Origin of the sequence: Bacillus sp. 205(2023), from assembly GCF_037027485.1 — a bacterium.
In the GTDB taxonomy this organism is placed as follows: Bacteria; Bacillota; Bacilli; order Bacillales; family Bacillaceae; genus Bacillus; species Bacillus halotolerans.
This window is the reverse complement of record NZ_JAXCHF010000002.1, coordinates 507,119-532,175: the sequence shown is the minus strand read 5'-3', so window position 1 is coordinate 532,175 and position 25,057 is coordinate 507,119. Positions and strand designations below refer to the sequence as shown.

Annotated in this window: 27 protein-coding genes and 3 pseudogenes; 17 read left to right on the top strand and 13 right to left on the bottom strand. The window is 39.4% G+C overall.

Features of this window, described 5'->3' with window-relative positions; all coding sequences use genetic code 11:
• The first annotated feature begins 310 nt into the window (after window positions 1-310).
• The 11 genes from WA325_RS10195 to WA325_RS10145 all read left to right on the top strand — a co-directional run bounded on the left by WA325_RS10195 (window position 311) and on the right by WA325_RS10145 (window position 8,974).
• Complete coding sequence (locus WA325_RS10195) at window positions 311-1,327, top strand: YkvI family membrane protein (protein WP_049809975.1); 1,017 nt, start codon at window positions 311-313, stop codon at window positions 1,325-1,327.
• Between the two features lie 93 nt (window positions 1,328-1,420).
• The gene (locus tag WA325_RS10190; RefSeq protein ID WP_095712546.1) at window positions 1,421-1,627 is read left to right on the top strand and encodes a DUF951 domain-containing protein; all 207 of its coding nucleotides are present in this window, start codon (window positions 1,421-1,423) and stop codon (window positions 1,625-1,627) included.
• Window positions 1,628-1,677: 50 nt separating this feature from the next.
• Window positions 1,678-3,681 (top strand): molybdopterin-dependent oxidoreductase, encoded by a 2,004-nt coding sequence (locus WA325_RS10185; RefSeq protein ID WP_336183574.1) that lies wholly within the window; start codon window positions 1,678-1,680, stop codon window positions 3,679-3,681.
• A gap of 126 nt (window positions 3,682-3,807) precedes the next feature.
• Entirely contained in the window at window positions 3,808-4,908 is a 1,101-nt protein-coding gene (gene ychF / locus WA325_RS10180) for a redox-regulated ATPase YchF (protein WP_024123566.1), read from the top strand.
• Between the two features lie 110 nt (window positions 4,909-5,018).
• Entirely contained in the window at window positions 5,019-5,306 is a 288-nt protein-coding gene (gene rpsF / locus WA325_RS10175; RefSeq protein WP_105991134.1) for a 30S ribosomal protein S6, read from the top strand.
• Between the two features lie 40 nt (window positions 5,307-5,346).
• Window positions 5,347-5,865 carry a single-stranded DNA-binding protein SsbA gene (gene ssbA / locus WA325_RS10170; RefSeq protein ID WP_010332657.1) on the top strand — a complete coding sequence of 173 codons (519 nt, stop codon included), beginning with the start codon at window positions 5,347-5,349 and terminating at the stop codon, window positions 5,863-5,865.
• A 42-nt stretch (window positions 5,866-5,907) separates the two neighbouring features.
• Entirely contained in the window at window positions 5,908-6,147 is a 240-nt protein-coding gene (rpsR, locus tag WA325_RS10165) for a 30S ribosomal protein S18 (RefSeq protein WP_010332656.1), read from the top strand.
• Window positions 6,148-6,208: 61 nt separating this feature from the next.
• Complete coding sequence (gene xth / locus WA325_RS10160; RefSeq protein WP_105991133.1) at window positions 6,209-6,967, top strand: exodeoxyribonuclease III; 759 nt, start codon at window positions 6,209-6,211, stop codon at window positions 6,965-6,967.
• Between the two features lie 61 nt (window positions 6,968-7,028).
• Window positions 7,029-7,964: a LacI family DNA-binding transcriptional regulator gene (locus tag WA325_RS10155; protein ID WP_336183573.1), complete on the top strand. Its 936-nt coding sequence runs from the start codon at window positions 7,029-7,031 to the stop codon at window positions 7,962-7,964.
• 56 nt (window positions 7,965-8,020) lie between these two features.
• On the top strand, window positions 8,021-8,401 hold the full coding sequence (locus tag WA325_RS10150) for a VOC family protein (protein WP_059335345.1): 381 nt from the start codon (window positions 8,021-8,023) through the stop codon (window positions 8,399-8,401).
• Window positions 8,402-8,419: 18 nt separating this feature from the next.
• Window positions 8,420-8,974, top strand: a complete 555-nt coding sequence (locus tag WA325_RS10145) for a maltose acetyltransferase domain-containing protein (protein ID WP_248339728.1) — start codon at window positions 8,420-8,422, stop codon at window positions 8,972-8,974.
• A gap of 31 nt (window positions 8,975-9,005) precedes the next feature.
• Here WA325_RS10145 and WA325_RS10140 read toward each other — a convergent pair whose 3' ends face one another.
• Window positions 9,006-10,358, bottom strand: coding sequence for an MFS transporter (locus WA325_RS10140; RefSeq protein ID WP_336183572.1), 1,353 nt, complete (start codon window positions 10,356-10,358; stop codon window positions 9,006-9,008).
• 229 nt (window positions 10,359-10,587) lie between these two features.
• Between WA325_RS10140 and WA325_RS10135 the strand changes: the two genes are divergently transcribed.
• Complete coding sequence (locus WA325_RS10135; protein WP_336183571.1) at window positions 10,588-11,487, top strand: CPBP family intramembrane glutamic endopeptidase; 900 nt, start codon at window positions 10,588-10,590, stop codon at window positions 11,485-11,487.
• Here WA325_RS10135 and WA325_RS10130 read toward each other — a convergent pair.
• Together WA325_RS10130 and WA325_RS10125 are read right to left on the bottom strand one after the other, a co-directional pair.
• A complete protein-coding gene (locus WA325_RS10130; protein ID WP_336183570.1) occupies window positions 11,484-13,553 on the bottom strand; it encodes a thioredoxin domain-containing protein in 2,070 nt (689 codons plus the stop codon). The two genes, WA325_RS10135 and WA325_RS10130, sit on opposite strands and share 4 nt — an antisense overlap.
• A 14-nt stretch (window positions 13,554-13,567) precedes the next feature.
• The gene (locus tag WA325_RS10125) at window positions 13,568-14,254 is read right to left on the bottom strand and encodes a hypothetical protein (protein WP_336183569.1); all 687 of its coding nucleotides are present in this window, start codon (window positions 14,252-14,254) and stop codon (window positions 13,568-13,570) included.
• Between the two features lie 161 nt (window positions 14,255-14,415).
• On the opposite strand from WA325_RS10125, the gene WA325_RS10120 reads away from it, so the two are divergent.
• From WA325_RS10120 to WA325_RS10105, 4 genes and pseudogenes are all read left to right on the top strand, one after another.
• Window positions 14,416-14,748, top strand: a complete 333-nt coding sequence (locus WA325_RS10120; protein ID WP_433961238.1) for a cystatin-like fold lipoprotein — start codon at window positions 14,416-14,418, stop codon at window positions 14,746-14,748.
• 119 nt (window positions 14,749-14,867) lie between these two features.
• Window positions 14,868-15,129: pseudogene (locus tag WA325_RS10115) on the top strand (protein rep); the annotation flags it as partial.
• Window positions 15,130-15,369: 240 nt separating this feature from the next.
• Window positions 15,370-15,840 carry a hypothetical protein gene (locus tag WA325_RS10110; protein ID WP_105991126.1) on the top strand — a complete coding sequence of 157 codons (471 nt, stop codon included), beginning with the start codon at window positions 15,370-15,372 and terminating at the stop codon, window positions 15,838-15,840.
• 20 nt (window positions 15,841-15,860) lie between these two features.
• Window positions 15,861-16,298, top strand: coding sequence for a terpene synthase (locus tag WA325_RS10105; RefSeq protein WP_105991125.1), 438 nt, complete (start codon window positions 15,861-15,863; stop codon window positions 16,296-16,298).
• Window positions 16,299-16,893: 595 nt separating this feature from the next.
• On the opposite strand, the gene fabF is transcribed toward WA325_RS10105, so the two are convergent.
• Window positions 16,894-18,126, bottom strand: a complete 1,233-nt coding sequence (fabF, locus tag WA325_RS10100; protein WP_105954665.1) for a beta-ketoacyl-ACP synthase II — start codon at window positions 18,124-18,126, stop codon at window positions 16,894-16,896.
• 104 nt (window positions 18,127-18,230) lie between these two features.
• Between fabF and WA325_RS10095 the strand changes: the two genes are divergently transcribed.
• Window positions 18,231-19,067, top strand: coding sequence for a helix-turn-helix transcriptional regulator (locus tag WA325_RS10095; protein ID WP_105954664.1), 837 nt, complete (start codon window positions 18,231-18,233; stop codon window positions 19,065-19,067).
• A gap of 63 nt (window positions 19,068-19,130) precedes the next feature.
• Here the strand turns inward: WA325_RS10095 and WA325_RS10090 are convergent.
• The 9 genes and pseudogenes from WA325_RS10090 to WA325_RS10050 all read right to left on the bottom strand — a co-directional run.
• Window positions 19,131-19,289, bottom strand: a pseudogene (locus tag WA325_RS10090) (DUF255 domain-containing protein); the annotation flags it as partial.
• Window positions 19,290-19,514: 225 nt separating this feature from the next.
• Entirely contained in the window at window positions 19,515-20,246 is a 732-nt protein-coding gene (locus WA325_RS10085; protein WP_336183568.1) for a MerR family transcriptional regulator, read from the bottom strand.
• 1 nt (window position 20,247) lies between these two features.
• On the bottom strand, window positions 20,248-20,586 hold the full coding sequence (locus WA325_RS10080; RefSeq protein ID WP_105991122.1) for a DUF4870 domain-containing protein: 339 nt from the start codon (window positions 20,584-20,586) through the stop codon (window positions 20,248-20,250).
• 516 nt (window positions 20,587-21,102) lie between these two features.
• Window positions 21,103-21,978, bottom strand: coding sequence for an AraC family transcriptional regulator (locus WA325_RS10075; RefSeq protein ID WP_336183567.1), 876 nt, complete (start codon window positions 21,976-21,978; stop codon window positions 21,103-21,105).
• A gap of 95 nt (window positions 21,979-22,073) precedes the next feature.
• Complete coding sequence (locus tag WA325_RS10070; protein ID WP_105954659.1) at window positions 22,074-22,763, bottom strand: DUF554 domain-containing protein; 690 nt, start codon at window positions 22,761-22,763, stop codon at window positions 22,074-22,076.
• Window positions 22,764-22,843: 80 nt separating this feature from the next.
• Window positions 22,844-23,662 carry a MerR family transcriptional regulator gene (locus WA325_RS10065; RefSeq protein ID WP_202853955.1) on the bottom strand — a complete coding sequence of 273 codons (819 nt, stop codon included), beginning with the start codon at window positions 23,660-23,662 and terminating at the stop codon, window positions 22,844-22,846.
• 251 nt (window positions 23,663-23,913) lie between these two features.
• Window positions 23,914-24,474 (bottom strand): adenylate kinase, encoded by a 561-nt coding sequence (locus tag WA325_RS10060; RefSeq protein WP_105954655.1) that lies wholly within the window; start codon window positions 24,472-24,474, stop codon window positions 23,914-23,916.
• A 63-nt stretch (window positions 24,475-24,537) separates the two neighbouring features.
• Window positions 24,538-24,630: pseudogene (locus WA325_RS10055) on the bottom strand (DUF255 domain-containing protein); the annotation flags it as partial.
• 234 nt (window positions 24,631-24,864) lie between these two features.
• Window positions 24,865-25,035 carry a hypothetical protein gene (locus tag WA325_RS10050; protein ID WP_105954654.1) on the bottom strand — a complete coding sequence of 57 codons (171 nt, stop codon included), beginning with the start codon at window positions 25,033-25,035 and terminating at the stop codon, window positions 24,865-24,867.
• Between the last annotated feature and the right edge of the window lie 22 nt (window positions 25,036-25,057).

Sequence of the window (25,057 nt, the reverse complement as noted above, 5' to 3'; positions counted from 1 at the left end):
TTTGGTAATGGAGGAGTCATTAATATGCGGAACGCCTAATGAAGATTACGATAAGATCGGAATAACTGAATGATTGAAAATGATATCTTGGTGAAGAAGCGTATAAAGGAATGGCCAAAGAAAGCGGAGGATGGGATTCTATGTTTTGACTGCCTGTTTAGGCGGTCTTTTTTTTATGTGTATTTTGTATAGTATTTTCACATTCAACCATTATTTTTTGTTTTCCTATGAAAATAGGCATTTTTGTTATTAACGCTCTATATAGTAACAATAACGGAAACAAGCTGAACTCTGTACTTATGAGGTGATAATGTTGTGGAGAGCCGGAATGAGGTGGATGCTGCTTATATTAGGCAGCCTGATCGGCGCCGGATATGCAAGCGGTCAGGAGATATGGCAGTTTTTTGGCGCAGAAAGCGGACTGGCTATTGTGCTGTTTACAGTGATGTTCATTTTCTCGTCTTATATTGTGATGAAAATCAGTTTTAAGGTTCAATCCACTCACTTTCTTCCGGTTCTTGAACATTTAATGGGACCGTGGCTGGCGAAAATTTATGATATTCTCATTGTCTTTTATTTATTTTCTACAACCATGGTGATGATCGCCGGAGGCGGAGTGACGCTGCAAATGTACAAGCTCCCTTTTTGGTGGGGAATTGCGCTGCTTTGCATCGTGACGGTGTGTTTGTTTTTCTGGGATGTGAAAGGGATTTTATCTGTGAATGGCATTTTAATTCCTATTTTAGTTGCCGGGCTGATGTATGCGTTATTTTCATTTCAGAGCACTCATCACCATACGTGGACGATAGATTTGAGCCGGCAGTATAACTGGCCTGCCAGCATTACGTTTACTTCTTTAAATATTCTTTCGGTTGTCGCGATTTTATCATCTGTCGGCAAAGAAATGAAAGGGCTGGGGGAAGCTAAAATCGCCAGTGTGGCCAGCGGTCTTATTTTTGGCGTGATCTCTTTTGTATATAATGAAACGTTGGTAGAACTGGCTGGCTCCCTTTCTCAATTTGAAATTCCGCTGTTTGCCATTCTGGAGGGTGCCCCTTATCTTCTTTTTTTATGTATGACTGCGGTGCTGTGCCTTGCGATATATACGACGACGGTGGCTGGTTTATTTGGATTATCCAGCCGGCTGATGGCTTTTCTTCACATGCCGAGATGGATGATCGTATTGATTCTGTTAGTGTTGATGGTGCCTTTTACTTCTTTCGGTTTTTCCGATTTAATCGCTTTTTTATATCCTATTTATGGAATGCTGAATCTTTATCTATTAGTTTGTTTGCTGTTATACCCTATTTTAAGTAAATGGAAATAAGAGGATTCCTTTCTTTTTGGGTATGATGATTGCTCTAATGATCAGTTTTTTTGTACAATAGATTCAGCAGTTTATGAAGAGAGGTGAAGGGTCTTGGCGGATAAAGACTTTGGCCTGAATGATGTTGTAGAAATGAAGAAACCGCACCCATGCGGAGCAAACAGATGGAAAATTATACGTATGGGAATGGATATTCGGATTAAATGTGAGGGTTGCTCTCACAGCGTGATGATTCCGAGAAAAGAATTTGAAAGAAAAGTAAAAAAAGTACTGGTCAAGCATGAGGAGCCTACTTCATAAAAAGGCTGACACTCATGCTTTTTCATATAGAAGGTAAGGAGAAGACGGCGATGAGCAAAGTGCATCAGTCAGCATGCCCTCTGAATTGCTGGGACAGCTGCGGTTTTGTGGTGACTGTTGATGACGGAAAGGTAACAAAAGTGGACGGAGATCCAAACCATCCGATTACGGAAGGGAAAATCTGCGGCCGCGGCAGAATGCTAGAAACGAAAACAAATTCGCCTGATCGGCTTCGCTATCCGATGAAAAAACAAAACGGCGAGTTTGTGCGGATTTCCTGGGAGCAGGCTCTTGATGAGATCGCCGATAAACTTCAGGACATTAAGGAGACGTCAGAAACAACAGCAGTTTTGCACAGCCATGATTATGCCAATAACGGTTTGTTAAAAGCGCTAGATCAGCGTTTTTTTAATGCGTATGGCGGTGTGACTGAGATTGTCGGAAGCATTTGCTGGGGCTCGGGTATAGAGGCGCAAAGCTGGGATTTCGGCCGTTCGTATGGGCACGGGCCGCTTGATATTTACAACAGCAAACACGTCGTTGTGTGGGGCAGAAATGTATCAAGGACAAATATGCACCTTTATCACCATTTGCAGCAGGCAAAGAAAAAGGGCGCAACGCTGACGGTGATTGATCCGATTTTTAATCCGACTGCAAAACTGGCTGACCGTTATATTTCTGTAAAGCCGGGAATGGATGGCTGGCTTGCCGCGGCTGTTTTGAAGGTTCTGATTGAGACGGGAAGAACGGATGAGGATTTTATTTCTCAGCATTCTGTCGGGTTTGATGATGTAAAAGAGCTTTTGAGCACGGTTTCTCTCGAGGAGTTTACTGCGAAAACAGAAACTACGATGGAAGAGCTGGAGTTTCTTGCAGGTCTGTATGCGGATGGTCCGGTGTCTACTTTTATGGGGCTTGGTATGCAGCGGTATAAAAATGGCGGCGGGACGATTCGCTGGATTGATGCGCTTGTTGCGGCAAGCGGAAACGTTGGGATTAAAGGCGGCGGCGCAAATTTTGGCAATGTCCAGATTGGTGAAAGCTTTGCAAAAATGAAGCTGACGCTGCCGGAATTAAAAACGAAATCACGTTCTTTTTCAATGATGACACAGGCTGAAGAGGTTTTAACCGCTGATGATCCTGCGATCGAGATGATTATCGTGACATGCGGGAACCCGCTGACTCAGGTGCCAAACACAAATAAAGTTAGACAGGCGTTTGAAAAGGTTCCGGTGACTGTAGCGATTGATTCCATCATGACCGATACGGCAAAGCTGTGCGACTATGTTTTGCCGACTGCCACTGTTTTTGAAGAAGAGGATATTTATTATTCTAGTATGTACCATCATTTTGTTCAGTATGGGAAGAAGCTGGTGGAACCGCAGGGTGAAGCGAAGTCAGACAGATGGATATGGTCAGAGCTTGCAAAGCGCCTTGGATTTGGAGAGCTTTTTGAACACAGTACTGAAGAACTTTTGGAGATGGGGCTTTCTTCATTGGAGGCAGATGGTGTAACGCTTGAGCACTTGAAAGAAAAAGGCCACCTCCCGCTTCCGGTTAAACAGGTGCCGTGGGATGACTTTACGTTTCTGACGCCAAGCGGAAAATTTGAGTTCACCTCTTCATTAGCTGAAGAAAAAGGATTTAGCGGCGCACTTCAATTGGAAGTGCCTGAGGAGTCTGTTTACCATAACGAAGAACTTGCCGAAAAATACCCTTACACGCTTTTGTCCATTCATCCGCAGCGCTCTAATCATTCACAGCATGTGCCGTTCATCGAGAAGCTTCAGCACATACAGGTTGATATTTCTTCAGATATAGCGGCTGAGCAGAATCTTCAGGATGGAGACGAGGTTGTCATTTTCAATGATCGGGGCCGTTTGAATGGTAAAGTTAAAGTGATGAAACAGGCTCATCCGAAGACGATAAATATAGATGAAGGCATGTGGGCGGCTTTTGGCGGATCCGTCAATACGCTGACAAATGATACAAATTCTGATAATGGAATGGGAAGTACGCTTTTTGACTGTTTAGTGGGCTTGAAAAAAGCATAATGAGAGGGTTCAGCAGGCTGAAAATGCTTTTTTGTCAGCTTGTCTTTTCCAGTGAACCTCCTTATAATTGCTCTAGGTTCAAAATACGTTAATGCTATGACGGTTTTATATAGAGGAGATGAAAGAATGGCTTTAACAGCTGGAATTGTCGGTTTGCCGAACGTCGGGAAATCAACATTATTTAATGCAATTACACAGGCCGGTGCCGAATCAGCCAACTACCCGTTCTGTACAATTGATCCGAACGTGGGAATTGTAGAAGTACCGGACGATCGTCTGCGAAAGCTGACTGAGCTGGTCAAACCGAAGAAGACTGTGCCGACTGCTTTTGAATTCACTGATATTGCAGGAATCGTAAAAGGCGCGTCAAAAGGAGAAGGTCTTGGTAACAAATTCCTTTCTCATATTCGCCAAGTTGACGCGATCTGCCACGTTGTCCGTGCTTTTTCTGATGATAATATTACACACGTTTCCGGTAAAGTTGATCCGATTGATGATATCGAAACGATCAATCTTGAGCTGATTCTCGCTGATATGGAAACAGTTGAAAAGCGGATTACACGTGTCAGCAAGCTTGCAAAGCAAAAAGACAAAGAGGCTGTGTTTGAGTTTGACATTTTGTCTAAACTGAAAGAAGCGTTTGAAAATGAAAAGCCTGCTCGTTCTGTTGAGTTTACTGAAGAGCAGCAAAAGCTTGTAAAGCAGCTTCATTTGCTGACTTCAAAACCTATTTTGTATGTCGCAAACGTAAGTGAAGAGGAAGTGGCTGATCCGTCTGGCAATGAATATGTAGCGAAGATTCGAGAATACGCTGCCGGCGAAAACGCAGAAGTCATCGTCGTTTGTGCGAAGATTGAATCCGAAATCGCTGAGCTTGAAGGCGATGAAAAGCAAATGTTCCTTGAAGAGCTGGGAATTGAAGAGTCGGGTCTTGATCAGCTGATTAAAGCATCTTACTCGCTGCTTGGGCTGGCAACATATTTCACAGCCGGTGAGCAGGAAGTCAGAGCTTGGACATTCAAAAAAGGCATGAAGGCCCCTGAATGCGCTGGAATTATTCATAGTGACTTTGAGCGCGGCTTCATTCGCGCTGAAACGGTTGCTTATGATGATCTTCTTGCGGGCGGCGGCATGGCAGGAGCGAAGGAAGCCGGAAAAGTCCGTCTTGAAGGAAAAGACTACGTGGTAAAAGACGGAGATGTTATTCATTTCCGATTTAATGTATAGGATGCAGTTGTAAAGGGACAAGAGCTTTGGTATAATATAAAATTGTGAGTAATAGAATTATTGCTCCTTGCCCATTACGGGCCGCTTAGTCCAAAAGGAGGTGCAAACAGATGAGAAAGTACGAAGTTATGTACATTATCCGCCCAAACATTGACGATGAGTCTAAAAAAGCAGTTATCGAGCGTTTCAGCAACGTTCTGACTTCTAACGGTGCGGAGATCACTGGAACAAAGGATTGGGGTAAACGTCGTCTAGCTTACGAAATCAACGATTTCCGCGACGGTTTCTACCAAATCTTAAACGTTCAAGCTGATGCTGCGGCAGTTCAAGAATTTGACCGTCTAGCTAAGATCAGTGACGATATCATTCGCCACATTGTTGTTAAAGAAGAAGAATAAGCAATTTTGAAATATATAATGGTAAAAGGTGGTCTTTCTTATGCTTAACCGAGTTGTATTAGTCGGAAGACTGACAAAAGACCCAGAGCTTCGTTATACGCCAAACGGTGCGGCTGTTGCCACGTTTACTCTTGCTGTGAATCGTACATTTACGAACCAGTCTGGAGAACGTGAGGCCGATTTCATTAATTGTGTCACTTGGAGAAGACAAGCCGAAAACGTTGCAAACTTCCTGAAAAAAGGAAGCCTTGCAGGCGTAGATGGCCGTTTACAAACAAGAAACTATGAAAACCAGCAAGGGCAGCGTGTCTTCGTGACCGAGGTCCAAGCTGAAAGTGTTCAATTTCTTGAGCCGAAAAGCGGCGGCGGTTCTGGTTCAGGTGGATACAACGAAGGAAACAGCGGCGGAGGCCAGTACTTTGGCGGAGGCCAAAATGATAATCCATTCGGGGGAAATCAAAACAACCAGAGACGCAATCAGGGGAACAGCTTTAATGATGACCCATTTGCCAACGACGGCAAGCCGATTGATATCTCGGATGATGATCTTCCATTCTAATGAGAATATCGCTAAATTGACAAAGAAAGGAGGGAAATGACAATGGCAGGAGGACGCAGAGGCGGTCGTGCGAAGCGCCGTAAAGTGTGTTATTTCACTTCTAACGGTATCACGCACATCGACTACAAAGATGTAGATCTTCTTAGAAAGTTTGTTTCTGAGCGCGGTAAAATTTTACCACGTCGTGTAACTGGAACAAACGCTAAATACCAACGTAAATTGACTGCAGCGATCAAACGCGCTCGTCAAATGGCTTTACTTCCATACGTAACTGGTGAGTAAGCTGATACGTAAAGAGCAAGGACCTTCGGGTTCTTGCTCTTTTTTATAGGGGGGATAAAAAATGAAGCTCATTTCTTGGAATGTGAATGGCCTGCGGGCTGTCATGAGAAAAATGGATTTCCTCTCTTACTTGAAAGAAGAGGATGCCGATGTTGTATGCCTGCAGGAAACAAAGATTCAGGATGGCCAAGTGGATCTTGAACCAGAAGGCTATCATGTATATTGGAACTATGCAGAGAAAAAAGGATATTCAGGTACGGCTGTTTTTTCAAAACAAAAGCCGCTGAACGTCATGTACGGAATCGGAATAGAAGAACATGATCAAGAGGGCAGAGTGATTACGCTGGAATTTGAAAACGTGTATGTGATGACCGTTTATACGCCTAATGCAAAAAGAGGGCTGGAACGCATTGATTACCGTTTGCAATGGGAAGAGGCTTTATTAGCGTTTATTCTCGAATTGGACAAGAAAAAACCGGTTATCCTGTGCGGTGATTTAAATGTGGCTCATCAGGAAATTGATTTGAAGAATCCAAAAGCAAACCGGAATAACGCGGGTTTTTCTGATCAAGAAAGAGGAGCATTCACTCGTTTCTTGGAAACCGGCTTTATCGACTCATTCCGTTATTTATACCCTGATCTGGAAGGCGCTTATTCCTGGTGGTCGTATCGTGCGGGTGCCCGGGACAGAAATATCGGCTGGCGTCTGGATTACTTTGTTGTTTCTGAAAGTCTTAAGGGGCAGATTGAAAATGCCAAGATATCAGCACACGTCTTGGGCTCCGACCATTGTCCTGTTGAACTTACAATCAATATATGATGAGATAGCAGTAAGGATTGATACTTACTGCTTTTTTTTTATGATGAAAAAGGAGAAAGAGATGGCAAACATAAAAGAGATTGCGAGATTGGCGAATGTATCTGTTTCGACTGTGTCACGTGTACTGAATCATCATCCGTATGTGTCTGAAGAAAAAAGGAAGCTGGTGCATCAAGTCATGGAGGAATTAGACTACACACCGAATCGAACTGCGATCGATCTTATTCGCGGCAAGACTCAAACGATCGGTGTAATCCTGCCCTACAGCGATCACCCTTGCTTTGATAAAATCATAAACGGCATCACAAAGGCGGCATTTAGACATGAATATGCAACAACCCTCCTCCCTACCAACTATAACCCCGACATTGAAATCAAATATGTAGAGCTGTTAAGAATGAAAAAAATAGATGGCCTTATTATTACATCACGAGCCAATCACTGGGACAGTATGATAGCCTATCAAGAATATGGACCGATTATCGCTTGTGAGGATACTGGAGACATGGATATTCCTTGTGCTTACAATGACAGAAAAGCAGCCTACATAGAAAGCTTTCGATATCTAAAGAACCGCGGACATGAACATATCGCTTTTACAAGCGTGAGAAGCGCCGACAAGAGCCCGAGTACGGCGGTTAAAGCAGCGGCTTATCAGGCCGTCTATGGAAGCCTGGAGGACCGCCATATGCTGACCGGCTGTAATCATATGGACGACGGAGAGCAGGCGGGTGCGTATTTCTATACAAGCGGCCGGGCTCCAACAGCTATTTATGCAAACAGTGATGAAGTGGCAGCGGGAATTTATATATTTGCCAAAAAGAAAGACTGGGATGTTGAGATCATTGGAGAAGGAAATTCTTCTATCAGCCGTGCCCTCTGTTTCCCATCGCTTGATCTGAATCTTGAGCAGCTGGGCACCGCAGCATTTTCGTTATTTTTGCAGGAGCGTCCCAAAGATATAAAAATTCTGCACCAATTCATGAAAAAAGCTTGAACTGAAATGCATTTCATACCTTATAACTTCAATGAAAGACAAAGGAGGAGGAAGAAATGCGTATTGAGCACACGGCCATCTGGGTCAGCGATTTAGAGCGAATGAAGGCTTTTTATGAAACGTACTTTCATGGCAAAGCCAATTCTCTTTATCATAATGAGAAGAAAGATTTTAAGTCGTATTTTATGACGTTTGATTCCGGAGCAAGGCTGGAAATCATGAAAAAAGGAGATGTGACTGATCAGCCGTCACAAACGATGACAGGCTGGGCGCATATCGCTTTTTCCACTGGAAGCAAAGAGAATGTTGATGAACTGACAGAAAGGTTAAAGCAGGACGGATTCGCTGTAGTTAGCGGCCCAAGGACGACGGGGGACGGCTACTATGAAAGTGTAATTGAAGATGAGGAAGGAAATTTAATAGAGATTACAATTTAAAATCTTGGAGTGACTTGAATGCTGACAGAAAAAGAAAAAATGGCAGCCGGAGAATTATACAATTCGGAAGACCGTGAATTATCACTAGAGCGTAAACATGCGAGAAATTTGATTAAACAATATAACGAATCACCAGAAGATGAGTCAGTGCGAACGAAACTTTTGAAAAATCTGCTGGGTTCGATCGGTGATCAAGTCACCATTTTGCCGACATTCCGCTGTGATTACGGCTATCACATTCATATGGGGGATCGTACATTTGTTAATTTTGACTGTGTCATTCTTGATGTTTGTGAAGTTCGTATAGGACGTGATTGTTTGATTGCTCCAGGGGTGCATATCTACACGGCAGGTCACCCTCTCGATCCGCTTGAAAGGAAGTCGGGGAAGGAGTTCGGTAAACCTGTTACAATTGGAGATAATGTTTGGATTGGCGGGCGGGCAGTAATAAACCCGGGAGTGACGATCGGCGATAATGCGGTGATTGCTTCGGGTTCCGTAGTGACAAAGGATGTGCCTGCGAATACGGTTGTAGGGGGAAACCCTGCGAGAAAGCTGAAGGAATTGAATTGAAATCAGTGCGGTTAAACGCCGCACTGACTTTTTATATCTGCTTGGCATTCGTATTGGGGCCGAAGCAGATTAATAAAATGGAGCATGCGAGCCAGCAGCCGCCTATAAAGAAAAAGACGCTGATATAGCCGAGCTGAACTGCGATAAAACCGACGAGCAATGATCCGAAGATGTTCGAAAAGCGCCCGAGCCCATAAGCTAAACCGCTCCCTGACGAGCGATATTCTGTTGGGAAAGGCTCAGATGTATACGCATATAAGTTTGATGTGAAAACCCGTTCCGTAATATTGACGATGAAACCAAACACGATAATCATGATTGGAATGAAGGTCATGCCATATAAAAGACCTGCGATGGCAGTCAGAAACGCACTGGCGGCCAATATCCATTTTCTCTGAAATTTTTCAGAAATCATTGAACCCAGCAATGCGCCGAGCGGAGCGCCGACCGAGTGCAATACGTTATACCATAATGTATTTTCCATCGTGACCCCGTTGCTTTTCAGCAGGCTGGGAACCCAGGAGGCAAAGCCGTAAAATCCAAAGGTTTCAAAAATCCATACCGCGGATAACACAATGGTTATCTTAAGGTTTCTCCCCTTTAATAATCCCGCGTAACCCGCATGTTGAACTTGTCCGCTTGAGGTTTGCGGCGCCGGAGCAGGAAGCGGGCCTTTTTCTTTTTCAATGCTTGCTTCAAGCCTTTTCAGGATGGCATCGGCTTTTTCATATTCACCGCGATTTTCATGCCAGCGGGGTGATTCCTCCAGCCGCCGAATAAAGAAAAAATATATAAGACCAACAGCGCCCCACACAAAGACAAGTCTCCATCCCCATGAGCCGAGCGGAATGACAAAGGCTGATACGATATTGGTGATCGGAACGCCGATCAATCCGATCATGGCACAGAAAGAAATATATTTTCCGCGAACACTGGACGGGAAAAATTCTGCTAAATAGCTATTGGTGATGACCATGGCAGCTGCGACGCCAAACCCAGTGAGGAAACGAAACGCCATTAAGGATGGGATGTCCCATGCAGCGGCATTGCATAACGATGCGATTGAAAAAACGAAGACAAATAGGTTCAAGGCTTTTTTTCGGCCGATTCGATCTGAAAGCCGTCCCCCAAGTGATGCTCCCAAAAACATGCCTAAAAACGAAGCAGCCGTTACATTGGCAATGGTTGAAAGCTGGATGCCCCAATGCTCGATCAGTGCCGGGGCAACATTGCTGAGGGTAAATAAATCCGCAAGATCAAAGAAGTAAACAATGCCGAGAGCGGTTAATACTTGGAAGTGGACACGTGAAATCGGGAGGCGGTCTAAACGGTTTGCCGCGTTTGAAAAAGGATGTGTATGTTTCTGTTTGACGCCCGTATTCATAAAAAACCCCCTTTTTTAATAGCGGGAGAAAGACTGAACATTCCCCTCTTGGCATTATTATAAGTATCTTGATTCATTGGGGACAGAGTTCAAATCACTAGATGGAAGAACTAAATTCACACTTTTCGCTTTAATTTTGATTAAAAGATTTCCAAAACCAGTAGATTAATAGACCAAATTATGCAAATATATAGTAATATTCTCGTTGAAAGGAAGAGTCATAGAAGGAATGAATTCATTTATCCGTCCTCTAGAAGGAAACAATACATTGTGGAGATATTTTTTCTCCTTTTTGGTGATGGTTGGCTTATTCTTTTTTGGAAGCATTGTTTATGTATTTATGATGTTATTGACTGCACTTTTAAGTCCACATATCGCGTTTGATGTGGAGACAGGTATGTTAACCGATTCTTTGGCTGATCTGTTTTTAGCTCATATCGTTTATGTATTTGCGATCCCTGGGGTTTGGCTAGCTGTTCGATTTATCCTGAAACGCCCGTTTCGGTCAGTCATTACAACGCATGCAAAAATCAACTGGCGCAGCATTTTCTTTGGCTTTCTCGCTTATTTCTTGCTGATGGCTGTGGTTCAGGGGATTGATTATGCGATTCATCCGGCGAAATACACTTTTCAGGATTTTGACGCCTCACGTTTTCTGTGGCTGCTTGTGGCATCTCTGTTATTGGTGCCGCTCCAGACTTCTGCGGAAGAACTGTTTTTCAGGGGATTTTTATTGCAGGCTTTTGGAAAAGTAATAAAGAACCCTTTTGTATTGACGCTGATTGTCGGCGGTCTATTTGGGGCTGTACACTTTGGCAATCCTGAAATGAGTAATGGCGCTTTTTGGGCAGGCATTGAGTATGTAACAATTGGGATTCTTTTAACGTATTATACGGTCAAAACAGGCAGCCTTGAAATTTCACTTGGTGTGCATGCCGCGAATAATATGTTTTTATGTCTTTTTATGACTGAAAAAAACAGTGTATATGGAGATATTCCTTCCTTATTTGCCATCACACGGGGAAATCCGATGTGGGAGACTTTCTTTACGGTTGTCGTTAATCTTTTCTTTGCGTTTATCGTTGTACAATACCATAAGAGATCAAAAAGAAAGCAGCAAGGTGTTTAATCCCTGCTGCTTTTTAATGTTTGTAAGGCTTCTTCGATGTCTGTTGTCGGCTGCTGGCAGGCGAAATTTTCACAAATATACACGGTTATTTGATCGTCTATGATGCGATAATCAGCCGCGAATGGCGCAATGTCTTTGCACTGGTCGGGATGCTCTGCCACCAGGATGGAATCGTTTGGAATAAAGGCCTGTTGAAGCGCGCTTGTGATTTGTTTTCTGTCTGGATCGTCCGGGCGCCCAAAAATCACAATTTCCTTTTTAGGCGTCATATGTTTTAACACACTTTGCATAAAGAAAGAGTGGCCGCTCGGGTATGCCTCAATTTCAGGCTTGAACACGGAAAACATCGTTTCGACTTTTTCAATCAGCGACAAATCACCTGTGACTTGCCCGAGGCGCAGAAGCTGAACGGCTGCCACGCTGTTTCCTGAAGGCACAGCGCCGTCGTACACTTCTTTTTCTCTGACAATTAACGCTTCTGCGTCGTGTCCGGTAAAGTAGAACCCCCCATGCTCCTCGTCCCAAAACAAATCGATCATATCGTCTGACAGCTTCTTCGCTTTTTCTAAATAGGATAGATCAAACGAGGCTTCATAGAGGTCGAGATAAGCCCATAAGAGAAAGGCATAATCGTCGATAAATCCTTTGTTTTTCACTTCGCCGTCACGATACCGAACCATCACCCGGCCGTCGATGATTACATTGTTTTCAATAAAGGTGATAGCGTCTTCAGCCAAGGTGAGGTATTGGGGTTCCTGGAAAACCTTTGCCGCTTTAGCGAGACCCGCAATCATTAGTGCGTTCCATGACGTCAGCACCTTATCATCAACATGCGGATATGTTCTTTCTTCACGCGTCTTTAACAGCTTCAGTCTTGCATCTTCAAGCTTGCGGCTGAGCTCTTCTTCGGTTAAGCCGCTATCCGCTTTGATTTGTTCCCGTTTGGTGTGAATGAGGTTGGGAATGTTTTTGCTCTCAAAGTTTCCTTTTTCTGTGATGTCATACACGTTGCAATACAGCGTGCCGAGATCCTCTCCGAGCGTCTTCAAGATCTCTTCTTTTGACCACACGTAGTACTTTCCTTCTTCGCCTTCTGTATCCGCGTCTAAAGCAGAGAAAAAGCTCCCGTCTTCATGGGTCATTTCCCGTTGAATAAACGTAATGATCTGCTCACAAATCTCTTTGTAACGGCTGTTTTGCGTGACTTGATAAGCTTCAGTATAAGCTGTCAGCAGGAGCGCATTGTCATACAGCATTTTTTCAAAGTGAGGGACGAGCCACTCATCATCGGTCGAATAGCGGGCAAACCCATAGCCGATATGGTCATAGATACCTCCATTTGCCATGCTGTCCAGTGTTTTCGTGACGTTGTACAAAGCGTTTTCCTGCCCCGTCGTGTGATAATAACGGAGCAAATACATGAGCATATGAGGCATAGGAAATTTCGGCGCCTGTCCGAAGCCGCCGTAGATTGTATCGAAACCGTTGGCAAGCTGCTGGAATGTCCAGTGGATCGCTGATTCGCTTAACCCCTCGCTTGTTTTAGCCGCTGTTTTTGTCTGTAAATGTTTAGCGGCGTTTTCTGCAATATCTTCGACATGCTCACGATCGTTTGCAAACGTTTCTGAAAGATGCTCAAGCACGTCAACAAAACCCGGACGGTTATATTTACTCGTCTTCGGAAAATATGTACCCGCGTAAAACGGCTTCTGATCAGGCGTGATAAACACATTCAGCGGCCAGCCGCCCTGTCCGGTCATCAGCTGGCAGATTCTCATATAAACAGAATCAACATCAGGGCGCTCTTCCCGATCCACTTTAATCGCAACAAAACGTTCGTTAAGAAGGCGGGCGATTTCCTCATCCTCGAAGCTTTCATGAGCCATGACGTGACACCAATGACATGTCGAATAGCCGATGCTGACGAGAACCGGCTTGTTTTCGCGTTTTGCTTTTTCGAAGGCTTCTTCTCCCCAAGGGAACCAGTCTACTGGGTTGTGGGCGTGTTGAAGTAAATATGGAGACTTCTCAGCGATTAATCTATTGGGTTTATTGTTAGTGGGCATGGGATCACCTTCTTTCAGTTCTGATTTTCAAAGCTTGTGAATATTATATCTCCACCATATATTACCTCACTATACCCTGGTACTGATATTTTATTCTTAACTTCCCACATATCTTTTGTTATGGATGCGTCATCTGGACATTCATTTTTAAAACCGTTGTATACTTCAGAAGTAATTAAAATAGGTTCAGTCGTTGTGGAAGTTTCAGATTTATCGGTTTTTGTGCTTAGAAAGTAAGTTTCAAAATATTTGTTCTTGTGTTTTAATACCCCGCTATTGGTTTCTATAATCCGTTCTTCTAAAAACTCAGTTTGACTATACTCGGACCAATGCCATTTATCAGTTAAGGGATAAAGAATCCCTTCATTTATAGTTGGGGTCAGGGTGGTTTTGATATTAGTCGTTGTTTTATTTGCAAGATCAGTTAATTTTGATGCAATATTAACTGGTCTGCCTAACCAGACTAATGACTTGTAAGAAGTGTTTTCAACATTTTGTTTAATGAAACCAGTTTTTGTTACTAGCATTTTACCATAATCAATTCCTATTCCACATTTAATATCACTATATGAGAACTCTTTATTAAGTATGTGTTTACTCACCGAATTCATTAGTATAGCTGTGTTAACTGCATTATCAAAACTTAACGAGATTAACTGTACTTTATGTTTTATGTTTTTGCTCGTATAAATTGGTATCACTCTTTCCTCTTTAATTCGAAGGGCTGTTTCTTCGTCGAACTCACCGTTATTTTTAAAGAGTAGTGTATCCTCATCTTTTAGTTCCTCAATAACTTCATTATGAAAAAGGAGGGTGTGTTTATTTTGAAGAACCTTTTTATAATATATTCGCCGTGCTTCTGTTGACTGCGTGCGGTGGAAGTAAATATGATAATGCGATTGATAACGTAATAAAAAAGTATAAGACCTTTTTAAGTGAAAGAGGAAGGGATACTGATGATGATGTCAAAAGGGATAATGCCGTAATTCGTGTATATAATGGTGGAAAGTATATTCAGTTTGCTTTTTATAATGATGGCTCACTCAATTATTCCTCGTATGAATACTATGAAAAAATGGGGAATGATTATGAAGAAATGGAGCATATGCCTGCAACTGGAGAGTATGACCGTCTAGGCTTGTATAAGAAAACACCAGATTACAAAGAGGTTAAAGGTAAAGAAACAAAAACTTAGGAGTAGACTTTATGTCTACTCCTAAAAAAGTTTGTCAGGGAGCATGAGAAATATTGCTTAAATAAGACTTGATAACGTTGTAACCAAGTTGTAAAATTTACATAGAAATCATTCTTTAAATCTTGAAGTATCCAGTCAAGGATATGATACGTGGGAATGAAGTGACCGAGGATACGGTCTATTATTTGGATGATGCTTTGGTTTCCAGGAAATTGATCGGTTACGGTGGGGTCTTGAAAGAGATACACTAGGAACTCAATTTGACGGATCCCGAGGATAGAGATCTGATCAGGATTGAAGAAGATGGTGATGAGGTAGTAGGAGACATTTGAGGTCATGGCGCATTGGCATGTTGGCATTAAGAATTATATAACCAATTAGAAATGAATACCGACTTATTCTAGGGATTTTTTGTACAGCTGTACTTTCTATGACAGCACTACTTACTTGCACCATCTATTTTGTTGAAATATATAGGAATATAGTGAATTTTGAAGAAAATGAAATTGTCAAGCGTCTCATTTATTATAATTACCTTAATTTTAACAATTTAATATATACATAAAGTCTCCATTTATATATTATTTGTACTACAATAATATTATATATTTGGAGGTTTTTATGAAAAAGAGTTTTATTTTAACAATGATATGTACTTTATTCCTTACAACTATGTTTTTATGTCTTGGAACTAGTGAAGCTTCAGCTGCTACTATGAAACAAGTACCGGGTTCTCCTGGTTGGAAATATCGGGTTGATGGACCACATGTTGATGGGGTCAATAATGATTGGCATGTACATGTTGAAAAAGGAAAGGTTAAAGGAGCTGAAAGAGTAACTGGAGGGAAAAGTCATAATAAGACTCTAGATTCAGCTGGCGTTCCTAAAACTGTACAAAAAAATGTAAAGAAGACTAGTGATTTTAAAAAAGCGTTAGAGAAACAGAAAAAATTAGATAAAGAACGAAAAAAAGTTTCTAAATTTAGTTGGACTGATATATTGTGGCACCCTTCATATTTGGTAACATTAGCAGCTTTAGTAGGTGTAACAATAGGTCAATTACTAAAGAGTCCAAGGTTAGTATTTGGGTAATATTTGAGTAGGAGGAAATTATGCTATCACTTAATAGAGCTTTAAAATTACGTGATTTAGAAGTTTTTCGTGTGCTGAAAGATGGTAACATTTTATCTTACGTAATAATTGAAGATACTCGAAAGCCATTTACAGAAGAAGACAAAAAATTAGAACCATTATGTTATATGGAAGAAGAAGATATTAATGCGATTTTAAATGTTTTTAAGATTTCAATTGTTAATGATGAAAAATTAAATGAAGATGATTCAATTTCTATAAGATCTTACTTTTCCGAATTTGTTAATAATACAAATTTAACGAATTTTATTATTAAAGAATATGTTCAAAAGGATTTATATGATTACGATGATGAAGATGACATCATTTTCTTTAATAGAATTTTACGTGGTATAGGATCAGATTATGTTATCAAAGAATTTGACGATATAAATTGGATTTATTTATCTCAAGATTAATTTTCTATTGAAGGAGTACAGAAGATAATTTCTGTACTCCTTTTTAAGCAAATAAAATAGACTTCTAGTTTCTCTTTATAGCAATAACACGCTTGACGGAAATCGTAAGATTTTAGCACCCACAAGGGGTGTGCATAAGTTCTCTAATAATTCTTCTTTTGTTTAGCTTTCAATCATATAGAGATGGAATACAAGCAGTAACAATTGTGAATCTTATCTTGGTAAGCTTAATATCCTCTTCCTTAGTTACCCTGATAACAAGATTGTTTAGAAATAAAACTAAAACCGCATAACCCTTCAAATAGTTGAGTGGACTTTGTGTCTGCCCTTTTTTTATGCTTTGAACTCTTGTTAAGAAACAAAAGACTTACAATAACCGCAATAAAGACGAAAAGAATAATTTCTTCAATAGACAAACTCCAGTCTTGAAATTATTAAGAGAAGAGGAAATCCTTTTTGTTACTGACAACGAGCGAATATACCAGATAGTTAAGGCCCGTCATGATTTGTCTGTGAGGTATTCCGTAATGAAAACCAAGGGCTATAAACCCTTGATAGATCCATTATTTCACCTTTGAACTATAAAGATGGGTCTTCAATCGTAATGCTTTAACACGATTGCTGAATTATGTCCGCCGAAACCAAAAGAATTTGATAGCCCATATTTCAATGGAAGATGTCTCACTTCTGATACAACATCTAAGTCGCAATCTGGATCTTGATTCTCTACATTAATAGTTGGAGGAATCATTCCTTGTCTCAAACTTTCCACTAAAGCAATTGCTTCTACTCCGCCAGCAGCACCAAGCATGTGCCCAGTCATTGACTTGTTTGCAGTTGTTGGAAGTTTATGTGAATGTGCACCAAATAATTTCTTAATAGCTAGAACTTCAGAATGATCACCTACTTGTGTACTTGTTGCATGAGCACTAATAACATCAATTTCACCTGTTGATATATTTGCACTTCTCAATGCTTTTTTCATTGCTAAGTAGGCACCCTTACCTTCTGGGTGTGATGCTACCATATGATGAGCATCTGAACTAGCTCCATACCCTACTACTTCACATAATATCGGCGCATCTCTAAGAATAGCGTTTTCTAATGATTCTAATACTAAGATACCTGCGCCTTCACTCATAACAAAACCATCTCTATCTGTATCGAACGGACGGCTGGCTCGACTTGGATCTTGGTTTCTTGTAGATAGTGCATGGGCGTTTCCAAAACTAGCCAAAGATAACTGTGTGATTGCAGCTTCTGCTCCACCGGCAAATATAATATCTGCCTCATCATTTCGGATCGCATTGAAAGCTTCACCAATAGAGGTGTTCCCGATTGAACAGGCTGTGACTGGTGATAATGATGGTCCTTGTGCTCCTAATCTTATGCTTATTTGGGCCGCAGCTGCATTTGAAATCATCATTGGTACAAGACTAGGGCTTACTCTCGCGGGACCTCGTTTATTTAATACATTCACATTATCAACAAGTGATTGAATGCCTCCAATTCCTGAACCAACATATACCCCTAAACGTTCAAGATCAACCTTATCTAATTGTAATTGTGAATGTTCTAATGCCTGTTCGGCTGCTGCTAAGGCAAACTGACTAAAACGATCTAATCGTTTTGCTTCTTTCCTCCCCAATATTCCATCTGCATCAAAATCACGAACGATTCCAGCTATCTTTGTTTTATAATCAGCAGTATCAAAAGAATCAATTAGAGATATTCCCGATTGTCCTTTAACTAGTTGATTCCAAAAGCTATTTACATCATTTCCTAGTGGAGAAATAATTCCCATTCCAGTAATGACTACTCTTTTCATGATCATTCCCTCCTTGTTTTTTAATAACTTTAACTTTTGTGTTATCCTATTACAAGTTGTTGTTTATCCTAGTATAATTAACACTATTTTAAAAGGAGATTTTAATGAAACCTGAAACAAGACTTCAAGCTTTATCAGAATTTCTAAAGAACCAACGTTCGAAAATTACCCCTCAAATGGTTGGTTTACCTGTAGGAACCCGCAGAAGAACACCAGGATTAAGAAGAGAAGAAGTGGCTCAACTAGCCGGTGTAAGTCTTACATGGTATACATGGTTAGAACAAGGAAGAGATATAAAAGTGTCTACTTCGGTATTAGATGCTATTTCTCGAGCATTACAATTAAATAACGATGAAAGGAGATATTTGTATGCTCTAGCGTTAGAGGAAGGAGTGAAACAACCCTTTATAAATGAGAATGAGAAGGAAATCAGTCCGGCATTAGTAAAAATGTTGCAGGAACTTCGTTATTGCCCAACGATTATATCAGATAGAAGAAGCCAGATTGTTGGGTGGAATCAAGCAGCAGCTAATGTATTTTTGGATTTTGAACAAATCATCCCGGCAGAAAGGAATATAATACGCTTACTATTCGCAAGAAAGGAATTTAAAAGTTTAGCAGTGAATTGGGAGCATTTTGTTAGAGGATATATTGCAATATTTAGAACGTATTATGGACAGTATGTGGCTGATGACTGGTATGAGCAATTTATACAAGAAATGGAACAGGCATATCCTGAGTTTCATAAAATTTGGAATGAAAATGAGATAAGCTCTGCTCCTGAAGTATTAATTGAGTTTCGTCATGCTAAGGTAGGTAAAATGTTGTTTAATCTTACTTCATTACAAGTGCATGGAGATACTGATTTAAGATGCAGCGTCTATACTCCAGTTGAGAATACTGAAACTGAGCTTAAGTTAAAACGTTTAATTGAAAGCTAGCTATGAGAAATTCACTTCCTAATGTGCATTAAATGACAATGTTCTTTAGAATAGCCAGGGTTAGCTATACCCAATAGATACGAGAACCGGCTTATTTTCACGTTTTGCTTTTTCGAAGGCTTCTTCTCCCCAAGGGAACCAGTCTACGGGGTTGTGGGCGTGTTGAAGTAAATATGATGATTTCTCATTGATTAATCTATTGGGTTTATTGTTATTTGGCATGGGATCACCTTCTCTCTGTGATGGTTTTAAAAAATGATCATGTTTTTAACATAAGTGGAGATAAAATACCCTTTTCATTTTTATGATTAAAAGAGATACTCATTAATTGTCAGTCTGACTTTTTAGATTAGAAAATAATTTCTGCGATACATATTTTGATAAAACCTCAATACTTAATAGGAATCGAATAAGTTCCTCTGAATTATATCTAACTTGCCCCTTCATTTAATTTGATATAAAAGAAAATGCATCTTTAATAAAGAGTTTTTCTTTTTCATTTAACGGATCAAGAATATTGAGTTGATCTTTCTTATTAAAATTGATCACATTATCTTTTGAGTTTTTAATTTTTAAAAGCGTTTTTCTATTAAGTGCTACAAAATCTTTTATAAAAAGTTGTGCTTCCTCTGATTGAGGGCTTACATTTTCAATCACAAGGCTTTTCAACTTTGTAAATACTGAAAAATATTCTTTGTCTAAGTCTAATCTTTCATTGCTTCTAAAGTTGTAAATTGAATTTTCAATTTGATTCAGTTCATCTAAGTTTTCTTCTTCCCAAAGGATAGAATGAATAATAAAACAAAAGATACTTGTATAGACTTTTTGTTGGTTTTCTAATATAGCAAACATATGGTTTAGTTGATCAATTGTGTGTTGTATTTTCTCTTGTTCTGCGAGGAGCTGCTTTTTTTTAAACATGATTGTATGCGTGATATCTCGTTTTTCGATTTGTTCGGCGACTAAAAAGTCTGAAATATCCTTGAGGGAAAAACCTATAAATTTTAATGACTGAATTTGTTGCAGCCTTTGGAGTTCTTTAAAACTATATAATCGATGTCCACCTTCATTATAATCACTCGGCTGAAGTAATCCGATTTTGTCATAGTATCTGAGAGTACGGATTGTTACACCAGTTCGCTTGGCTAATTGCCCAATTGTTAAAAAGTTATTCGACATATTATGCTCCTTTTGCTGCAATCTTTTTGTTTTTAATATATTGAATTGCAGGATACTGGTAAGGTTTTTGCATAGCTATGCAAATCATAGCAAACAAAATAATCATTGTTTCAATTGCTAATATAACGTACTTGACCCAAGGTGGTAAAAAGCTGCTGCTTATAAAGAGGGGGATTAAAGTTAAATGGAAGTTTAGTGCTTTTCTGCTTGCTTCACGATAAAATATGTTCTTCTTTCGATGTGAAAAAAACATAACGAGTGGAGGTAATACACCTAGAGCTAAAGAAATTCCTAACATCATCTGCACTAATAAAATTTCCTTTTTTGTGGGTTTCTTCATAAAAATCACCTTTCCTTTTAAACTTCAATTTTAGTTTAAAAGGTGACGTGAGGAGAGGATCAATAAAGAATAAATAATTTTTAGTCGATGCAAATTTTTATAAAGCGCGGACTATTGATTATTGGTTATGGTTATTCTAACGAACATGGCACCTTGGACATGTCTTATGATGTAGATACATGCAATATAAATGATCTAATCACATATACTTGCCTTAGATGGATATCCAACTAAAAAAACGGCTATCATCTTTCCAGTAGAGAAGCTGGGTTAATTATTTCAGGTATTTTTTAGTATTAAAATTATTACATAAATGATATAAAGATTATCTTCTCTTAATTGGCAGAATGAAAAGCAGATGCTGCATTATAAAAAAACATACCAAATAAAGAATATTGGTATGTTTTTATTTTCTTTATATATAATTTGAAAAATCCTTATAGTTACTCATCATGTGTGCGATTAATTGTTTGCTTCCATAAAGAACCTTTCATTCCTCTTCATTGATCGTAAAACTTATTCTTTTTTTAAGATTGGTATCCAAATTTCACTTTTAAAAGAAGGGGATGTTATATCTTTATGCTCGTTCCACAGTATTTCTGGACCTTCTATTTGTTCATAATTTGACGATGGAAACCATTCAGAATAAATGCGTCCCCATACTTCTTGCAGTGTATCCGGAAATGGTCCGATTGCTTCGAATACAGCCCATGTTGAGGCAGGAACTTCAAGCTGTGAGAGGTTATTTGGACACTGTTTCGTTGTGGCTGCGCCAATATAGTGATCAAGCTCTCCTTTCTCCTCTGTCCGGCCTTCAGAAAAGTTCGTGGAAGCACTAATGAGTCCCACAGGCGCTACATTAGAAAGCTTTTTAAGTGTATTTATTGCTTCTTCATCTAAACTTTCCCACATGGATGCAATTTCCGGATTAACCCCTTTGAAAATAAGAGGAACTCTTTTTTTAATGCCAACGATGCGAAATGCTTCTTTTTCTTCAATGCGATAGTTCATTTCACTTCCTCCTTTGATTGATAACTGGAAGGTCATACGTGGATAAGCTTTAAGTGAATGGCCATTAAGTCTGGCTTTTGATGGTTTTATGCCATGCAAATTTTGGAACGCCCGTGCAAAAGAATCTGGTGAGTTATATCCGTACTTTATTGCAATGTCAATCACTTTTACATTGCTTTCTTTAAGTTCAAAAGCTGCAAGAGTAAGACGTCTGCGACGAATATATTCGGATAATGAAATACCAGAAAGGAAGGAAAACATCCTTTTAAAATGATATTCAGAGCAGAATGCAAGCTTTGCTACTTCTTTAACATCAATATCATTAGTGAGGTTTTCTTCAATATACTTTAATGCTTTATTCATACTTTTAAGCAAATCCATTTATTTGACCTCCTTTAACAAAAGAATAACAGGGGTGAAATGTTTCTACCCGACATTCCGTGCACAGTTTTGCAGGTTAATTGTAGATTAAGGATTTAAAATGGTAATCCAAATACATGAATAATTAAAATTACAATAGGCGGAATCAACAGTGATGGCAGGAGGTTCAAAGTTTTAAATTTTTTAATTCCCAGAATACTTAACCCTGAACTAAGGATTAATACACCGCCGACAATTGTTATTTCATTGATAAGGTCTGTATTTAATGCACTTTCCATTAATTTTGCAAATAAATATATTGAGCCTTGCCAGGTAAATAATACAACCGCAGATGCTGCTATTCCAAAACCAAATGTGGAAGCGAGAACAATGGAAGTGATCCCATCTAATATACCGTTTGTTAGAAGATAAGTATAATCTTCATGCAGAGCAGCGTTAACAGGGCCTAATATTGACAACGAGCCTATACAATATAATAAGATTGCAGTTGATAAACCTTCGGCTAAATTGCTTTTAGAGAACTTGTTGACTAAATTGTTAAATCTTAATTCTAGATTTATGCTCTGACCAATCAATCCCCCAATAGCTAAACTGACAATAAAAAGAATTGGGTATTTACTAGAAGGCAAATGCTGTGTAAAGGCGCTGATCCCTAGTCCAACTGCGGCGAATCCCATTGCCTGCATAAGTATTTCTTGGTACTCATCTTTCATTCCTTTTTTGAATATACCTCCAATTAAACTTCCCGCAATGATCATAACTGTGTTAAAAATTGTTCCAAACATAGGCTATCTCCTCCAATAATAGTTCCTTTCAAAAAAATAAACCCTCAAGTTACTTGAGGGTCAAGTGTATGTAACAGCCATTAATTAAGTTTGATTGGCAAAAGTATTTCAGTCACATAATTGTCTGGATTATTAGTTACCCCATAATCAATCAGCGTTATTTCGATTGAGTCGCCAGCCAATTCATAATGATGCTTTTTCATATATGTAAGTAACATTTCGTAGTATTTTGCTGCTTCTGAATGTGACCCTTTAAATCTAATTTGCAGATATTCTCTTGAGGGGAAAGTGATTTCAGGTGAATGTATTTCATCTTCATCTTCCAGAACCATAAATATACTGGAATATCGGTCAAACTGATTTGATTTTATATTTGTTGCTGAAATGGATAATCCCACTTTTCCTAAAAATAGATCTTTGTGGACTTTAAACTTAGTTCTCAATTCTGTTACCGGATACTCAATATCTTGACCAAGAATAAATTCATGTTGTAAATACGCCACACGCAGTTCAGGAAGTTTGATTTTTGAAATTTCTTCTAGCGGCATATTAACTGCGTCTTCCATTTGTTTAATGCGGCGAGAGATCTTTCTCTCAATGCGTGCCAATTCCCTCTTTTTTCGGTCAATTTCAGTTTGCTGGTCTTTCAGCAAGTGAATCAGAGTATCTACCTCAAGAGAATCATAAAAATCAAGTAGTTTATTTATTGGCAAACCTAATGTCCTCAGGTACTTGATTGTACTCAATCTTTCAAATTGTTGTGTAGAATAATATCTGTAGTTATTATGTTCGTCTGTAAATTCTGGTTTTAAGAGACCAATTTCATCATAATACCTAAGAGTAGGTATGTTTACATTGAATAACTTAGATACTTCTCCAATAGAGAAAAATTCCTTCATCCTAACAACCTCTCTGTTATTAAAGCGTGTTTAGTACTGTTTATGTACATCCACATTATATATGATGCAGTAACCCTAAAGGTAAAGTTTTCCCTTACATAGACGGCCATAATCAAGAGTGAGTTGATAAATATTATATCTATTCTTTATTTGATTTGAGGTGAATACAGGTGGTTACTTTAGCGAACGTGGCAATGGTGCCAAGTTCGATAACGTGTTAATGTTTCCACATGCAGTTTACTTTGCTACATTCATTGTGTAATGAGATAAGCTATTATTGTCTCTATAGTTTTATTAAAATTTAAAGAGCTTTCGAAGTATTGAAGGTTATACTTTTTGCATTCTTCTCTTATTCGGGTACTATCTGTTTTTATCCTCTCTAATTCTAATCTGATCTGAAGATGATCTAGATTTTTCAGTCCGTCATTTTCGGTCATGCTAGAGTGAAATTTCATCTTTTCCACACTATTTTCTATATCTATTTCTGCTATCCCTATAAAACAGGTCTTAACATTCCCTAAATAGTGTTGTTCAAACTTTGAAACGTGACTAGGTATTAATTGTACACCTTCTATTATGTAATCTATTTTGTTCTCAACCATAGCTGTCATCAAAGGATTAACTATTTTCCAGAGTCGTTGTCCATTTTTAAGATCACCATCAGTTGGATTAACCTCCATTTCTGGTACTCCATTAGCAATTCCCATCATCAAATAGTCTAATGAGAAATAAGGAATCTTTGTTTCCGCTAACATTCTCTTTGCTGTAGTTGTCTTCCCACTCCTTGAAGAACCACCAATAAGGTATAACATACTTCATCTCTCCTAAATGAATATAATTTCATAAAGTGACCTCTGAAATATAACCTGTACTTAATGACAAGTCGAATAGCCGATGCTGACGTGAACCGGCTTGTTTTCACGTTGCGCTTTTTCAAATGCTTTCTATCCCCGAGGGAACCAATCAATGAAAATCGTTCATAAAGTGCGGACTGCAAATTACTGGTTTTGGTTATTCTAACGAACATGGCATCAATACATGTCAGGACTTAGCTATTTATATCGTTTCAGGGGCAATGGTTCGCAACATGATATGTTCTGTCTGTGTCTTGAAGGTAAATATTGTGTTTGAGTTTGAAATGTTATCTATCATTATTTTCAAACCTTCTAACCATTTTCAATAACTCCGTAATCAATATATATCTATCTTTTGGAAAGAAGCTGCTTCGAACAAAAGTAAGGATAGCCAAAGATAATGAGTGGAGCTGCTAATGCAAGTAGTAACCAAGAACCTGATTGAGTGTCTTTGATGACTCCTATGAATATATAAGTACCGATGAAAAGGTACAATAAAACACCAAAAAACCAAAACATACCTTGTTCCTCTTTTCCCTAT

Excerpts from the sequence above, each read along its gene's own strand:
- WA325_RS10195 (WP_049809975.1), top strand. The coding sequence starts at position 311 with ATGTTGTGGAGAGCCGGAATGAGGTGGATGCTGCTTATATTAGGCAGC.
- WA325_RS10185 (WP_336183574.1), top strand. The coding sequence starts at position 1,678 with ATGAGCAAAGTGCATCAGTCAGCATGCCCTCTGAATTGCTGGGACAGC.
- ychF (WP_024123566.1), top strand. The coding sequence starts at position 3,808 with ATGGCTTTAACAGCTGGAATTGTCGGTTTGCCGAACGTCGGGAAATCA.
- rpsF (WP_105991134.1), top strand. The coding sequence starts at position 5,019 with ATGAGAAAGTACGAAGTTATGTACATTATCCGCCCAAACATTGACGAT.
- ssbA (WP_010332657.1), top strand. The coding sequence starts at position 5,347 with ATGCTTAACCGAGTTGTATTAGTCGGAAGACTGACAAAAGACCCAGAG.
- rpsR (WP_010332656.1), top strand. The coding sequence starts at position 5,908 with ATGGCAGGAGGACGCAGAGGCGGTCGTGCGAAGCGCCGTAAAGTGTGT.
- xth (WP_105991133.1), top strand. The coding sequence starts at position 6,209 with ATGAAGCTCATTTCTTGGAATGTGAATGGCCTGCGGGCTGTCATGAGA.
- WA325_RS10155 (WP_336183573.1), top strand. The coding sequence starts at position 7,029 with ATGGCAAACATAAAAGAGATTGCGAGATTGGCGAATGTATCTGTTTCG.
- WA325_RS10150 (WP_059335345.1), top strand. The coding sequence starts at position 8,021 with ATGCGTATTGAGCACACGGCCATCTGGGTCAGCGATTTAGAGCGAATG.
- WA325_RS10145 (WP_248339728.1), top strand. The coding sequence starts at position 8,420 with ATGCTGACAGAAAAAGAAAAAATGGCAGCCGGAGAATTATACAATTCG.
- WA325_RS10140 (WP_336183572.1), bottom strand. The coding sequence starts at position 10,358 with ATGAATACGGGCGTCAAACAGAAACATACACATCCTTTTTCAAACGCG.
- WA325_RS10135 (WP_336183571.1), top strand. The coding sequence starts at position 10,588 with ATGAATTCATTTATCCGTCCTCTAGAAGGAAACAATACATTGTGGAGA.
- WA325_RS10130 (WP_336183570.1), bottom strand. The coding sequence starts at position 13,553 with ATGCCCACTAACAATAAACCCAATAGATTAATCGCTGAGAAGTCTCCA.
- WA325_RS10110 (WP_105991126.1), top strand. The coding sequence starts at position 15,370 with ATGAAAAAGAGTTTTATTTTAACAATGATATGTACTTTATTCCTTACA.
- WA325_RS10105 (WP_105991125.1), top strand. The coding sequence starts at position 15,861 with ATGCTATCACTTAATAGAGCTTTAAAATTACGTGATTTAGAAGTTTTT.
- fabF (WP_105954665.1), bottom strand. The coding sequence starts at position 18,126 with ATGAAAAGAGTAGTCATTACTGGAATGGGAATTATTTCTCCACTAGGA.
- WA325_RS10095 (WP_105954664.1), top strand. The coding sequence starts at position 18,231 with ATGAAACCTGAAACAAGACTTCAAGCTTTATCAGAATTTCTAAAGAAC.
- WA325_RS10085 (WP_336183568.1), bottom strand. The coding sequence starts at position 20,246 with ATGTCGAATAACTTTTTAACAATTGGGCAATTAGCCAAGCGAACTGGT.
- WA325_RS10080 (WP_105991122.1), bottom strand. The coding sequence starts at position 20,586 with ATGAAGAAACCCACAAAAAAGGAAATTTTATTAGTGCAGATGATGTTA.
- WA325_RS10075 (WP_336183567.1), bottom strand. The coding sequence starts at position 21,978 with ATGGATTTGCTTAAAAGTATGAATAAAGCATTAAAGTATATTGAAGAA.
- WA325_RS10070 (WP_105954659.1), bottom strand. The coding sequence starts at position 22,763 with ATGTTTGGAACAATTTTTAACACAGTTATGATCATTGCGGGAAGTTTA.
- WA325_RS10065 (WP_202853955.1), bottom strand. The coding sequence starts at position 23,662 with ATGAAGGAATTTTTCTCTATTGGAGAAGTATCTAAGTTATTCAATGTA.
- WA325_RS10060 (WP_105954655.1), bottom strand. The coding sequence starts at position 24,474 with ATGTTATACCTTATTGGTGGTTCTTCAAGGAGTGGGAAGACAACTACA.
- WA325_RS10050 (WP_105954654.1), bottom strand. The coding sequence starts at position 25,035 with ATGTTTTGGTTTTTTGGTGTTTTATTGTACCTTTTCATCGGTACTTAT.